Origin of the sequence: Veillonella parvula (assembly GCF_048309325.1) — a bacterium.
Taxonomy (GTDB): domain Bacteria; phylum Bacillota; class Negativicutes; order Veillonellales; family Veillonellaceae; genus Veillonella; species Veillonella parvula_T.
The window spans coordinates 402306-415796 of the sequence record NZ_DBFBTX010000004.1 but is presented as its reverse complement, the minus strand read 5'-3'; the positions used below and the strand labels follow the sequence as shown (position 1 = coordinate 415796).

The window sequence follows — 13491 nt, the reverse complement described above, 5'->3', positions numbered from 1 at the left end:
TTTATGAACGAGGTACCTTATGGATCTGAATAGTTTTTTCCTATTGTTTCCCAGTATTTTTATGTTGCACGAATTTGAGGAGATGCTCTTATTTCCTTATTTTATGGGGCGAAATCAGCAGTTGCAACGTCGATTTTTGGCGGGGGCATTTACACCGTCTAGATTCAATGCCATCGTCTGTCAGGAATTCATACTCCTGTTGATTGTGCTGGGCTTGAGTATTTATTTTGAAAGCTTCGACATTTACATCACCGTCATCATAGCGTATATATACCATGTGATTGGACATATAATTCAAAGTATTTTACTGCGACAGTATATACCGGGCGTTCTTAGCGGTATCATCACGGCCAGTTATTGTGCTTGCCGGATCTATGATGCGGTATCGGCAAACTATTGGCTTTTGGCATATTCATTCATAACATTGCTGCTTATCTTTGTAAACATTGCGGTGAGTTTTAAAATATTACAGGTGTTACAAAAAACATCTGATTAGACTGTGAACGGAAAACTTTCATAGAGATATAGAAATATTGTTAAATAAATCGGCTCCTCCATGAGGGCCGATTTTTGTATATAAAAAGGTCATCAACAGTGTGTCGATGACCTCTATATAGGTAATATATTATTATTTAATTTCCGCTTTTAAATCAATAATATGTTTAGCTGCCACGCATCCAGGGCAGTCACAGAATTCAGCACCTTGTGCTTTAATGTCTTTCGCGTGTTGTAATAGGTTAGCGGCGCCTTCTTTACCTAAGATTTGTGTACCAAGTTCAGAGCCTGCAAAGCCGATTGTTTCGTCGATGAGTGCAATGTTTTGCTCTGCAACGGATACGAGTTGCTTTGTAAGTTCTTCTTGTTCAGGTTTGCCTTCTGCATTAATCCAAGATTGAGCGAATTCTTTTAATGTTGGATTGCTTGTAGGTGCATCTAATAAAGCTTGTACGAGTTGTGTTAATTTTGTATGTGTCATGATAGTCTCCTTTATATAACTACTAACTATAGTTTTGGAATAGTGCATTTAGTATCATATGAGCACCTGTTCCTTTTGTTGAGTTCATTATAGCACCTACAATAATTTTGAATAGTAGAATGATTTGCGATAGATACTATCAAATGTGATAGATTTGTGATGATTACTGAGAAAATTTTTTGATATAATTTAATAATAAAAGCCGAATACCAAAAATTGGCGCAATGTATCTATATTGAAATCGTAGCTTTATTGAAAACGTAGCTTTACTGAATGAAAGATAGAATCAGATAGTCATAAACAAATTAGAATTTTAGGAGGAAAAGATAATGAAACATAAAGTAAAAGTAACAGTTTTAGACAAAAAGTTATATCCTGAACTACAACAGCAATACTGTGCAGATCCTGTTTCTGGTGTCTGTCCTTGTTATAATGTGGGTGACGAGTTCGTTTTTTACCGTGACGATGAGTGGGATGACTTTTGGCATATGGGATTGAACACATTGGTTAAAACGAACGGTAACAAGGATACTATTGCTGGTGGTCCGAAAATGCCGTTTTGCTCGGAAGCATGGAATGCTATTTCACGTTATATTTACACTGTTTACAAGGCGGTTCTATTATGAAAGGCTGGATGAAAAACGAAAATGAAATGATTACCTGCTGTTCAGATGGTACACGTCCGGTAATCTTCAAAATCGAGCGAGTTAATTACGAATAAGATATTGATAACTTCTAGTTTATCTGATTAATGTAATTTGAACTTATGGAGGTAGTAATGAATAAGATAACTTGCATATGTTTAGGTGTTAGAGACATGGAAAAATCAATAAAGTTCTATAGAGATGGTTTAGGATATAAGACTGACTGTAAAGAAAATAATCCGCCAGTAATATTTTTTGATACGGCAGGGACAAAATTTGAACTATTTCCTTTGGAACAATTAGCAAAAGATATTGATGAAAATAATCCACCAGCGGGAAATGGATTTGCCGGAATTACATTAGCTTATAATGTTGAACATAAAGAAGATGTTGATAATGTCATTGAATTAGTACGAAATACTGGGGGGAAAATTGTAAAAGAACCACAAGATGTTTTTTGGGGTGGTTATCATGCATATTTTGCTGATCCAGATGGATATTACTGGGAAGTTGCATGGGGTCCAAACTTTAAGTTTGATGAAAAGGGATTATTGAAATTTTAGTAGTTAATCTTGCTCAGGCGTGTCTTCGGCATCAGCTTATTATAGACTTAGAATCATGCTGTAACTAGTATTATATAGGCATTTGTTCTTTTAGTGATATAATTTACTTAATACATGTTGTTTGTTTATAGGGGAATGTATCATGAAAAAGATTATATGTGCACTGGCCACGCTAGCTTTCATAGGTTCTATTAATATTGTCTCCTCAGAGGACTTAATGCGGCTTCGTCTCAATGGTAATTCGATTTATGATCAGCCTTATGGTGACCGAAATGAGTTTCCTTGTCCAGATGGACTTGGTAGTTGCAGTATGACTGATAGCGATTATAGAAGCACTCGTAAAGGTCAATCGCTAGAGGTGTTTGATACTGTATACGAGGCTAAGCAACATTTGAACTTTAAACCGCAGTTGCCAAGTGGAGTAGAGGGATTACATACTATACATGTGGCTGTTGTAGATCATGATGTACTACAAGTCGTGTATGCCTATCATGAGCTTTTAAAAGGAAAATACTTTGACCGTGTAGATGATATGCCGAAGTATATTAAATATTGCGTATCTACAGTATCTGGTAATATCGCAGGTGACTATAAGGATTACGTGCCTCAGAAAACAGATGTTGTGAATGGTATGACCGTGACCTATCGAATGGTAGATGACTCTGTTTACTTAGCATCTTGGGAGTATGAGGGGCAGAACCATGTGTTCTTATTTGATGAGCCAATTTCTGTTAAACGGGCTAGAGAAATAATTAATAGTGTAGGTATAAATTGAGTTATTTATTGTACTATCTTTTTAAGTATGATTAGCTTATAATATATATATAAAGAGAGTCCATTAACGTGATTAGGGCGTTAGGCTCATCTAAAACTGAACAAAATTATGATGGCGCCTAACGTGTTAGAGGACTGCACTCCTCTATACGTTAGGCGTTTATCGTTGTACTACTTAACTAGTGCAATGATAGTGACTACTGATAACAGAACTATGATAATTACATAGGTAACCTCATGATTTGTCATAGTATCACCTCCTCGCGGAGATGAACCTAACTCACGTCAACGGACTCTCTTCGTAATAAGTATAGCAAAATATATACTACACAAATAGCGATATACAGTCCTCTTTGTTGTGATTTATATTAAAAATAACGGAGCTTATATGAACGCAGATAATTATAAGATTTCAACGTTGCCATATATAGAAACTGGTAGTAATGAAATTATGGAAAAGTACCAAATACGCACGCAATATGAAACGGAACCGCCTCATGGGGATGCTATATACTCTATTGCTATAAAAAATAAGGTATTGCCATTTTGGATTTATGGTAGAGATGTTACTTTCATAGGTAGTAGCATGGTTATGGTGGAATCTGTACAATGTAAAACTTGGGATCCCATAGAAACTATCATTATTGATTTAGAGAATGAAGTGTATGCTAATTTAAAGGAATGGTATACAGATATTTCATTTGTTAGTGAACGCATTGAGCTAACGAACCAAGTGGTAAAGAAGAAGAAACTCATTATGAATGATTTTGATAGTTTAGAGTGGACTAACTACTAACGATGAGCTTTATGAAATCATATTCATTTTATTTTAATTGACATAAGTCTATAGAATACAGTACAATACCCTTATATCTTAAATCAAGCGATGAACGGGTATAAAGGTTTACAAATCCTGCTTTCAGAGAGTTGCCGGCTGGTGCGAGGCAATAGAGGTTGTACGCTGACACTCTCCCGTGAGCTTCGGTGGCGAACGTTAGTAGTCATCGACGGTGGTTCCGTTATACCCGAAACGAGTCCCAATTAGGGTGGTACCGTGTTATGAATATAACGCCCCTTTGAGCAACGACGGTTGTTCTGAGGGGCTTTTTTATTTGTGAAAGTCTAGTAAATCACTGATATATATGGTGTCGACATTGGCGATTTTACAAACTTTCACTATGGATAGATATAATAAAGTATTATGTTTTATGAGGATAGAAAAGGTGGCTATTATGGAACAGAATCGCGTATATTTCTTCGATACAACCCTTCGTGATGGGGAACAAACACCAGGTGTATCTTTACAAACTCCTGAAAAAATTGAAATTGCGAAAGGCTTAGTACGCCTCGGCATCGATGTAATCGAGGCTGGCTTCCCAGCTGCATCCCCTGGAGATTTTGAAGCGGTACAAACGATTGCTCGCGAGGTTAAAGGCACAACGATTTGTGGCTTGGCCCGTGCCAACGAAAAGGACGTGCAAAAGGTGGCTGATGCGTTGAAAGATGCAGAGCGCAGCCGTTTACATGTATTTATCGCTACATCCGAAATCCACATGAAATATAAATTGAAAATGACTCGTCAAGAGGTATTGGATCGCGTTAAATCTATCTTGGAATTTGCAAAAGGCAAATTTGATGAAATCGAGTTCTCCGGTGAAGACGCGGCTCGTTCAGATTTAGACTTCTTGTGCGAAGTATTTGGCGTGGCTATCGCTGGTGGCGCTACAATTATTAATGTACCAGATACAGTAGGCTATATGAACCCGAATGAGTTCGGCGATAAGATTCGTTACATCAAAGAACATACACCAGGTATTGAAAATGCCATCATCTCTGTTCACTGCCATGACGACTTAGGCCTTGCCAATGCGAATACGTTAGCTGCTATTAAAGCAGGTGCACGTCAAGTAGAAGGCACAATTAATGGTCTAGGTGAACGTGCAGGTAATGTAGCAATTGAAGAAGTTGTTATGGCTCTTAAAACACGCCATGATTATTTCGACGACCTTCAAGTGAATATTGATACAAAACAATTTACGAAAGTATCTAAACTTGTGAGCCGTTTAACAGGTGTTGTAGTTCCTCCAAATAAACCAATCGTAGGGTCTAACGCCTTTGCTCATGAGTCTGGTATTCACCAACATGGTATGATGAGCAACCCTGAAACTTACGAAATCATGACTCCTGAGTCCGTAGGTGCTGAAAAAACAGACCTCGTATTAGGTAAACACTCTGGTCGCCATGCCTTTGCCGATCATTTGGCAAAACTTGGATTCCAATCTTTCACAGAGGAGAAAATCAATGATCTCTTTGGTAAATTCAAAGAATTGGCGGACCGCAAAAAACAAGTATACGATGATGATATCGTAGCCCTTGTAGTAGATAATCTTCACCACAAAAAAGCATTTGAACTCGTGGCTCAATACTACAAATTGGGCGAAAAAGGCTATGCCTATGCTGACGTTCGTCTCATGACTCCAGAAGGTGAAAAAGCCGATGCAGCCGTTGGTGATGGCCCAGTAGACGCATCCCTTAAAGCGGTTGAACGTGTGGTTGGCTTGCCAATCAGTTTGAAAGATTACCAAATCCGCGCTATAACAGCTGGTAAAGATGCCCTTGGGGAAGCAACTCTCAAGGTAGAATATAACGGTCGTTTGTACCATGGTCGTGGTATCAGCACCGATATTGTTAAATCAAGTGTAAATGCATATATTAATGCAGTAAACTCAGTATTCCTAGCTATGGAGCTAGAACAACAGGAGGAAGAATAATATGGGTATGACCATTACTGAAAAGAATATGGCTCGTCATGCGGGTCTTGATGTTGTAAAACCAGGCCAAATCATCGAATGTCATTTGGATGCGGTATTGATGAACGACATTACATTCCCACCAGCGCGCAAAGAGTTTTTGAAGATTGGCAAACCTGTATTTGATCGTCATAAAATCTATTTGGTGCCTGACCACTTTACGCCAAATAAAGATATTCAATCTGCTACACAAGCAAAAGTAATGCGCGATTTCGTACGCGAACATGGCATTACAAACTACTTTGAAGTAGGTCGTATGGGTATCGAGCACGTTATTTTGCCAGAAAAAGGGCTTATCGGTCCTGGTGAAATGATGATCGGTGCTGACTCTCATACTTGTACATATGGTGCGGTGAATGCATTCTCCACAGGCGTAGGCTCCACTGATGCAGGCGTTGCTATGGCAGAAGGTAAAACTTGGTTCAAAGTGCCTGAAACTATCAAAGTTGAACTTATCGGCAAACCTAACAAATGGGTAACGGGGAAAGATGTAATTCTTGACTTGATTGGTCAAATCGGTGTAGACGGCGCTCGTTACATGGCTCTTGAATTCGCCGGCGAAGGCGTACAGCATATGACTATGGCTGATCGCCTTACAATTTGTAACATGGCTATTGAAGCGGGCGGTAAATGTGGCGTATTCCCTTACGATGCAATTACTGAAGAATACATCAAAGGTCGCGTAAATCGCCCTGTTGAGCCGATCGTTCCAGATGCTGATGCGGTATATGCTCAAACTGTAACAATCGATTTGTCCAAATTGCAGCCAGTTGTAGCATTCCCTCATTTACCATCCAACACGCATTACATCAACGAAATCAACAAGGATATTAAAATCGATCAAGTTATCATCGGTTCTTGTACAAATGGCCGTTACGAAGACTTGGTAGCGGCTGCTGAAATCTTCAAAGGTCGCAAGGTGGCTCCATTCGTTCGTTGCATCGTAATCCCTGGGTCCCAAGATGTATACGACCAAGCTATGAAAGATGGCTTGTTGGACATTTTCATTCAAGCTGATTGCGCTGTGTCCACACCTACATGTGGCCCTTGTCTAGGTGGTTACATGGGTATCATGGCTGCAGGGGAACGTACCGTTTCTACCACAAACCGTAACTTCCGTGGTCGTATGGGTCACGTTGATTCTGAGGTATATTTGGCAAGCCCTTACGTGGCGGCAGCAAGTGCTGTATTAGGCCGCATTGCAGGCCCTGAGGAGGTTTAATATGGATTTTGAAAGCAAGAAAATCTGGCGCTACGGCGACGATGTAGATACAGACGTAATCATTCCGGCTCGTTACTTGGCGATTGCCGATTGGAACGAATTGGCTGAACATGCAATGGAAGACATTGATACGACGTTCGCTCCTAATGTGAAAGCTGGCGAAATCATGGTAGCCGGTAAAAACTTTGGTTGTGGTTCATCTCGTGAACATGCTCCAGGCGTTATCAAAGCCAAAGGCGTGCCTGTTATCATTGCACACTCCTTTGCACGTATCTTCTTCCGTAATGCTATCAACATCGGTTTACCAGTTGTGGAAATCGGTGAACAAGTTGATCGTATCGATGCAGGTGATGCAATCGGTGTAGACTTGTCTAAAGGTATCGTGTACAACTTGACGAAAAACGAACAATACCAAGGGACTGAGTTGCCACAATTCATTCAAGATATTGCGGCAGCAGGAGGGCTTGTGAACTTTGCGAAAAACCGCAAGTAAGCATTTGTTATATGGAGAGGTAAGATGAGCGAAAAGAATATTGTATTGATTCCTGGTGATGGTATCGGTACTGAGATTATTGCTGCAGCGAAGGCTGTGTGTGATGTGGCTTTTGAGAAAGCCGGTGTAAAGGTTAATTGGATTGATAAGAAAGCGGGCGGTGCGTCTATTGATGCATACGGCGTGCCTTTGACTGAGGATACTATCGAGGCTTGTAAAAATGCTGATGCTGTATTGCTTGGTGCTGTTGGCGGTCCAAAATGGGATAATGTAGATCCGTCTATCCGTCCTGAAAAGGCAATCCTAGGCCTTCGCAAGGAGCTTGGTTTGTTCTGCAACTTGCGTCCTGTGAAAATTTATTCATCTTTACAAGAGTATTCTCCGCTTAAAAAGGAGCTCGTACAAGATGTAGATTTCGTCATCGTTCGTGAGTTGACTGGTGGTATTTACTTTGGTGAACGGGAAGAGGCACAAGGTGAAGGTGCTAACGAATTCGCTTGGGATAAAGAAACATACAGCCGTTATGAAGTAGAACGCATCATGGATATCGCTATGGAAACAGCTCGTAAACGTAACAAAAAGGTCGTATCCGTAGATAAAGCAAACGTATTGGCGTCTTCTCGTTTGTGGCGTAAAATCGCGCAAGAGAAAGCGGCTGCTAATCCAGACATCGCAACAGATTACTTCTATGTAGATAACACAGCGATGCAACTCGTTGTAAATCCTGCACAATTTGACGTTATCGTTACGACAAATTTGTTCGGCGATATCTTGTCCGACGAAGGCGCTGTTATCTCTGGTTCTATCGGGCTTTTACCATCTGCATCCATGGGTACTGGTACTGCATTGTACGAGCCAATTCACGGCTCTGCACCAGACATCATGGGTCAAAATTTGGCGAACCCATTGGGCACAATCTTGTCTGCAGCTATGATGTGCCGTCATTCCCTTGATTTACCTCAAGTGGCTGATGCTATTGAAAATGCTGTTGAACAAGTGCTTGTTGATGGGTATCGTACAGGAGACATCTACCGCGAAGGCTTAAAACGAGTTGGTACCACAGAAATGGCGCAAGCCGTAATCGAACGTTTATAAAAGCAATGAATTAAGATTCCTCAAATTTATTAACGTGAGTTACGTCATTTTCAAAATCGTATCATAAGTGTTAAAATACAGATATTATAATATATTTGTCTAATTAAATAAGAGAGGGTTGTAAGGCCCTCTCTTTTTTGTAGGACGCCTAGCGGTATGTGTAGTTGCTCTTCATATATTAGAGTGCTATATTGGTAGATGTATGGCAAGAGATTCTTTAAGGAGGCCTTTATGAATTCTTCGATGTATCGAAATTTAACCATTACTGCTTTATTGATGGCACTAGCCATCATGATTCCTATCGTGATGCCTTTGAAAGTTGTGATTCCACCGGCATCGTATACATTGGCGAGTCATGTTCCTATATTCTTAGCTATGTTCTTATCTAGAAAGATGGCAGCTTGTGTCGTGATAGGTTCTACGCTCGGCTTCTTTGTAGCAGGGTTCCCACTTGTTATCGTTATGCGTGCTGCATCTCATATCATCTTTGCCTTGATGGGGGCTTACTATATTAAACATCATCCAGGCGTATTAACAGGGGCTCTATCCTTTGTTGCGTTTAACCTTGCTTGTGCTATCGTTCACGCTATTGGTGAGGTACTAGCATGCCTATTGTTCTATACTACCACTACGATGCCAAACATTGATCTCATCTACGTTGTATTTGTTCTTGTAGGTGGCGGTACCATCGTTCATAGCTTGGTTGATGGATATATTGCATTATATATCTATAAAGCTATCCCTGGACTATCTAAATCGGGTAATAAATAATCATATAATTACATATACTCGTAACCACTCATGGGAAATCGATGTGTACTAATGTCCGGCATGTGATTACCTATGAGTGGTTTTTATAATAATTCTCAAAACTGTACCTACAGATACAGACTTAATTATGCGATATGATTATAATAAAACCATAATTAATGACCGATTTATGTTGTATTCATTGATACAACATGGGGCCATATATTGGGGAATACCGGTGAAAGTTGCTTCTCTCATCTGTGGGCCTTTATAGACTCATTAAAAGATATGAGGTGAGTATATTAACTTTCACAGAACATGGAGGTTATTATGAGAAAGCACATTAAAAACAACGTATCATGGGTTGGTAAAATCGACTGGGAATTGCAAGAGTTTCACGGCTCTGATTACACCATTAATAATGGATCTAGCCAAAATGCCTATTTGATTGAAGAGGAGAAGACGGTCCTCATCGATACTGTATGGAAACCTCATTCCTCTGAGTTCATTGATAATTTGGAATCTGAAATTGATTTGAATACGATTGATTTCATCGTATGTAACCACGGCGAAGTGGATCACAGCGGTTCCTTGCCTGCATTGATGGAAAAAATCCCTAATACGCCTATTTATTGTACAGAAAATGCTGTTAAGTCCTTGGTTGGACAATATCATCACCCTGAATGGAATTTTAAAACTGTTAAAACAGGGGACTCCGTAGATATTGGGAATGGTAAATCCTTGGTGTTTGTGGAAATGCGCATGCTCCACTGGCCTGATTCCATGGCGACTTATATGACAGGGGATAATATCTTGTTCTCCAACGATGCATTCGGTCAGCATTTTGCCGTAGAAGAACTATGGGCGGATAAGGCCGATCAATGCCGTCTATGGGAAGAGGCGATGAAATATTACGCTAATATCTTGAATCCATTCTCTCCATTGGTAAAAGCTAAAGTTGAAGAAATTCAAAAGCTTAACTTGCCAATCGATATCATAGCGACTAGTCATGGCGCGATTTGGCGTGAAAATCCAATGCAAATTGTAGAAAAATACTATAAATGGTCGCAAGCGTACCAAGAGGATCAAATCACAATTGTATACGACACTATGTGGGACGGCACCAAGAAGTTGGCACATAAGATTGCCGAAGAAATTGCGAAACAATCCCCTGATACACGTGTTAAGATTTTCAATATTAGTAAAACCAATAAAAATGACATCATGACAGAAGTCTTTAAGTCTAAAGCTATTGCTGTAGGGTCTCCAACAGTAGGTAATAGCGTATTATCTTCCGTAGCTGGTTGGCTTGATTTCTTGCGTGAGTTGAAATTCAAAAATAAAAAGGCTGCTGTATTTGGTACCTATGGCTGGTCTGGTGAATCTACAAAGGTACTCCGTGAAGAGTTGACTAAATACGGATTCTCTGTAGTAGAACCTGAAATTAAATGTAACTGGAACCCCGAAGAATCCGACTTTAATAAAGCAGAAGCACTTGTAAGTGCATTATTAGTATAATTACATATAATAAAGAAAGATTCTTGTTATAAAACCCCTATTTTTGATATGTACCCCCTTTACTAGATAATCAGTAAAAGGGGTATTTTCATGAAGAATAGGGGCCTTCTTTTTTTAAACATATACATAAAATATTAGTCAATATAAATTGTATTTGTCATGTTTATTCTCATAACATTCTCGTTAGCGTTTTTTGGGGCACCGATTTGCATTGATAGATACTGGCGCTATAGAAATATAAAATTATAATAAAATGTTAAGTTGTTGATTAAATATACAAAACAGTTTAATTCACATATAATTCATGAATTAAGTGTGAATGGGATATAATAAGGGTAAAAGGTATATTTTGCGTACTTATAAGGTGGTTATTTATTTATAAGTTATACAGTTTGTTACATGAGAAAAGTTTACAAAGTTGCGAAAAATTTAACTCATAAGGGAAAATAATGAGTAAAATTTATTTCCTTATAAAGCTAGGAATAAAGCGGATTTTGATAGGTATAGAAACTTGTTAATTTGATTTGTGTTAGAAAAAAGGGTTGTGTATATCGTAAAACTTTGATATTCTATGCGAGTAATCGACAATATAAATTTTTCTTAAACTGATATAGGGGTATTTCTTTATGCTAATTTAGAATATCACCTGTTCAGACCGAGGTGAGAGACGGAACATAGAGAGAATGAAAAATTGTATTGTAATTTAGATAATTTTTTAATTTAGTGAGGGTGTAAGATGAGAGAAATGAAACATTCCAAAAAATTAGCATTTGCTGTATTGGCTGCTGTCACTGCTGTTGGTGCGAATGTTAATCCAGTAGACGCTGCTTCTGTTGTAATGGACAACACTAATGTTGTTACAGGTGCTAATAATGCAGTTGCGTATGGTAGTGGTAATACTGTAAAAGAATCTGATGCAAACTTCCGTGATCGTGATTATGAAAATGAGCCAGATGATGCTACAAAGAGAACTGGTGACTGGAAAAGTAATTCTGTCGCTATAGGTGTTAACAATACTGCAGCAGGTACCTCTGCATTAGCAATGGGGAATTCTTCCAAAGCGTTGATGAATGAATCTATTGCTATTGGTCATTCTGCTGAAGCACAACGTACATGGTCTACCACTATTGGTACTCGTGCAAAGGCTTCCGAAGTTCGCTCACAAGCTATTGGCTATGAAGCACTAGCGTCTGGCTATAAATCTAATGCGATTGGTTCTAGCGCACAAGCAACTAATAATCATTCTGTTGCTATGGGTTCCTCTGCCCTTGCATCTGGTGATCATGCTCAAGCATTTGGCGCTGGTGCACAGGCAACTAATGTGCGTTCTAATGCATTTGGTTCTGATGCGAGTGCTACAGCTGACTACGCTATGGCGATTGGTGATCATGCAAATGCAACACATTTAAACTCTATCGCATTAGGCACAGGTTCTACTACAAGTGAAGCTACAGCTCAAAGTAGTGCAACCATCGCTGGTCATACCTTTGGTGGTTTTGCTGGCGTAGGTTCTGCAGCTAATGGTTCCGTGTCTGTAGGTAAAGCTAGTGCTGAACGTCAAATTAAAAATGTTGCGGCTGGGGAAATCTCCGCTACTTCTACAGATGCTGTAAACGGTAGCCAATTATATTCCGTAGCTAATGACTTACAAACACAAATCAACAATTCCACACCTGGTCAAATTAATAACAATATTAAGAACTTGACTAGTCGTGTTGGTACTGTTGAAAGACGCGTTAACAAAGTAGGCGCAGGTTCTGCTGCATTGGCTGCATTGCATCCATTGGACTTCAACCCAGATGACAAATGGACAATTGCTGCTGGTTATGGTCACTACCATAATGCTAACTCCGCTGCGTTGGGTGCGTTCTACCGTCCTAACGAAGATACAATGTTCTCCGTTGGTGGCACTGTAGGTACTGGCGAAACTCAATTGAACGCAGGTGTATCTATTCGTCTTGGTAAACGTTCCCCAGAATCCCGTTCCCGCGTAGCTATGGGTCGTGAAATTGCTGAATTGAACGCACGTCTTCAAGATATGGAAAACAAATATAATAACTTGTTACAAATCTTGACTCCACATGCAATTGATCCTAGCAAAACTGCTGAATTCCCAGACGTTCCTCGTAACCACTGGGCTTACCAATATATTAGCCAATTGGCTGGTAATGGTATCCTTGTTGGTTACCCTGATGGCACATTCAAAGGCGATGTTAAGATGACTCGTTACGAATTCGCTACTATGTTGTACCGTGCACTTCAAAACGGTGCTCCTATTGACGAAAACATGAAACGTGCATTGAATGAATTCGGTCCTGAATTACAAAATATTCGTCTTAACCATTTCCGTGTTGATCGTATTTCTGGTGATGATAACGACCGTCATAAAACTGAACGTGTTCGCGTTAACAACGAACCTAAAAACGAACGTGACGTATACGGTTCCCGTATATACAATAATCAATAGAATTAACTTTTCTAGAGTTTGTAAAAGTTCAAAACAGGATGTATCTTTGATACATCCTGTTTTTTTGTCTAATATGCTTTTGTATTATCTTATATGTTTTTTGAATACGTATTCTACTTTTAATGAAAAAAGATTTGTGAGATAAATGTCCCAATATTTGACGAAGCCTCTTTTATGCT

12 protein-coding genes, 1 pseudogene and 1 other annotated feature are annotated in these 13491 nt (G+C 39.3%); of the genes and pseudogenes, 12 read left to right on the top strand and 1 reads right to left on the bottom strand.

Annotated elements, in window-relative coordinates:
• Window positions 1–19 precede the first annotated feature (19 nt).
• A complete protein-coding gene (locus ACMKPP_RS04480; protein WP_418369337.1) occupies window positions 20–496 on the top strand; it encodes an HXXEE domain-containing protein in 477 nt (158 codons plus the stop codon).
• Window positions 497–628: 132 nt separating this feature from the next.
• Here ACMKPP_RS04480 and ACMKPP_RS04475 read toward each other — a convergent pair whose 3' ends face one another.
• Window positions 629–976: a hypothetical protein gene (locus ACMKPP_RS04475; protein WP_418369336.1), complete on the bottom strand. Its 348-nt coding sequence runs from the start codon at window positions 974–976 to the stop codon at window positions 629–631.
• A gap of 329 nt (window positions 977–1305) precedes the next feature.
• Here ACMKPP_RS04475 and ACMKPP_RS04470 point away from each other — a divergent pair.
• The 11 genes and pseudogenes from ACMKPP_RS04470 to ACMKPP_RS04420 all read left to right on the top strand — a co-directional run bounded on the left by ACMKPP_RS04470 (window position 1306) and on the right by ACMKPP_RS04420 (window position 13312).
• A pseudogene (locus tag ACMKPP_RS04470) lies at window positions 1306–1697 on the top strand (TIGR04076 family protein).
• Window positions 1698–1754: 57 nt separating this feature from the next.
• Window positions 1755–2183 (top strand): VOC family protein, encoded by a 429-nt coding sequence (locus tag ACMKPP_RS04465; protein ID WP_024062157.1) that lies wholly within the window; start codon window positions 1755–1757, stop codon window positions 2181–2183.
• A gap of 142 nt (window positions 2184–2325) precedes the next feature.
• Complete coding sequence (locus ACMKPP_RS04460; protein ID WP_418369335.1) at window positions 2326–2958, top strand: hypothetical protein; 633 nt, start codon at window positions 2326–2328, stop codon at window positions 2956–2958.
• 387 nt (window positions 2959–3345) lie between these two features.
• Complete coding sequence (locus ACMKPP_RS04455; RefSeq protein ID WP_418369334.1) at window positions 3346–3753, top strand: hypothetical protein; 408 nt, start codon at window positions 3346–3348, stop codon at window positions 3751–3753.
• 81 nt (window positions 3754–3834) lie between these two features.
• Window positions 3835–4036: a binding site (T-box leader), on the top strand.
• Window positions 4037–4189: 153 nt separating this feature from the next.
• Window positions 4190–5728 carry a 2-isopropylmalate synthase gene (locus ACMKPP_RS04450; RefSeq protein WP_418369333.1) on the top strand — a complete coding sequence of 513 codons (1539 nt, stop codon included), beginning with the start codon at window positions 4190–4192 and terminating at the stop codon, window positions 5726–5728.
• A gap of 1 nt (window position 5729) precedes the next feature.
• Window positions 5730–6989, top strand: a complete 1260-nt coding sequence (gene leuC, locus ACMKPP_RS04445; RefSeq protein WP_418369332.1) for a 3-isopropylmalate dehydratase large subunit — start codon at window positions 5730–5732, stop codon at window positions 6987–6989.
• 1 nt (window position 6990) lies between these two features.
• On the top strand, window positions 6991–7482 hold the full coding sequence (locus ACMKPP_RS04440) for a 3-isopropylmalate dehydratase small subunit (RefSeq protein ID WP_004694284.1): 492 nt from the start codon (window positions 6991–6993) through the stop codon (window positions 7480–7482).
• A gap of 24 nt (window positions 7483–7506) precedes the next feature.
• The gene (gene leuB, locus ACMKPP_RS04435; protein ID WP_418369331.1) at window positions 7507–8577 is read left to right on the top strand and encodes a 3-isopropylmalate dehydrogenase; all 1071 of its coding nucleotides are present in this window, start codon (window positions 7507–7509) and stop codon (window positions 8575–8577) included.
• 231 nt (window positions 8578–8808) lie between these two features.
• The gene (locus ACMKPP_RS04430; RefSeq protein ID WP_012863703.1) at window positions 8809–9348 is read left to right on the top strand and encodes a hypothetical protein; all 540 of its coding nucleotides are present in this window, start codon (window positions 8809–8811) and stop codon (window positions 9346–9348) included.
• A gap of 309 nt (window positions 9349–9657) precedes the next feature.
• Window positions 9658–10845: an oxygen-binding di-iron domain-containing protein gene (locus tag ACMKPP_RS04425; protein ID WP_418369330.1), complete on the top strand. Its 1188-nt coding sequence runs from the start codon at window positions 9658–9660 to the stop codon at window positions 10843–10845.
• A gap of 736 nt (window positions 10846–11581) precedes the next feature.
• The gene (locus tag ACMKPP_RS04420) at window positions 11582–13312 is read left to right on the top strand and encodes an S-layer homology domain-containing protein (RefSeq protein ID WP_418369329.1); all 1731 of its coding nucleotides are present in this window, start codon (window positions 11582–11584) and stop codon (window positions 13310–13312) included.
• Window positions 13313–13491 lie beyond the last annotated feature (179 nt).

What these genes read in the sequence shown, in the direction of transcription:
- ACMKPP_RS04480 (WP_418369337.1), top strand. Translation starts at nt 20, where the DNA reads ATGGATCTGAATAGTTTTTTCCTATTGTTTCCCAGTATTTTTATGTTG.
- ACMKPP_RS04475 (WP_418369336.1), bottom strand. Translation starts at nt 976, where the DNA reads ATGACACATACAAAATTAACACAACTCGTACAAGCTTTATTAGATGCA.
- ACMKPP_RS04465 (WP_024062157.1), top strand. Translation starts at nt 1,755, where the DNA reads ATGAATAAGATAACTTGCATATGTTTAGGTGTTAGAGACATGGAAAAA.
- ACMKPP_RS04460 (WP_418369335.1), top strand. Translation starts at nt 2,326, where the DNA reads ATGAAAAAGATTATATGTGCACTGGCCACGCTAGCTTTCATAGGTTCT.
- ACMKPP_RS04455 (WP_418369334.1), top strand. Translation starts at nt 3,346, where the DNA reads ATGAACGCAGATAATTATAAGATTTCAACGTTGCCATATATAGAAACT.
- ACMKPP_RS04450 (WP_418369333.1), top strand. Translation starts at nt 4,190, where the DNA reads ATGGAACAGAATCGCGTATATTTCTTCGATACAACCCTTCGTGATGGG.
- leuC (WP_418369332.1), top strand. Translation starts at nt 5,730, where the DNA reads ATGGGTATGACCATTACTGAAAAGAATATGGCTCGTCATGCGGGTCTT.
- ACMKPP_RS04440 (WP_004694284.1), top strand. Translation starts at nt 6,991, where the DNA reads ATGGATTTTGAAAGCAAGAAAATCTGGCGCTACGGCGACGATGTAGAT.
- leuB (WP_418369331.1), top strand. Translation starts at nt 7,507, where the DNA reads ATGAGCGAAAAGAATATTGTATTGATTCCTGGTGATGGTATCGGTACT.
- ACMKPP_RS04430 (WP_012863703.1), top strand. Translation starts at nt 8,809, where the DNA reads ATGAATTCTTCGATGTATCGAAATTTAACCATTACTGCTTTATTGATG.
- ACMKPP_RS04425 (WP_418369330.1), top strand. Translation starts at nt 9,658, where the DNA reads ATGAGAAAGCACATTAAAAACAACGTATCATGGGTTGGTAAAATCGAC.
- ACMKPP_RS04420 (WP_418369329.1), top strand. Translation starts at nt 11,582, where the DNA reads ATGAGAGAAATGAAACATTCCAAAAAATTAGCATTTGCTGTATTGGCT.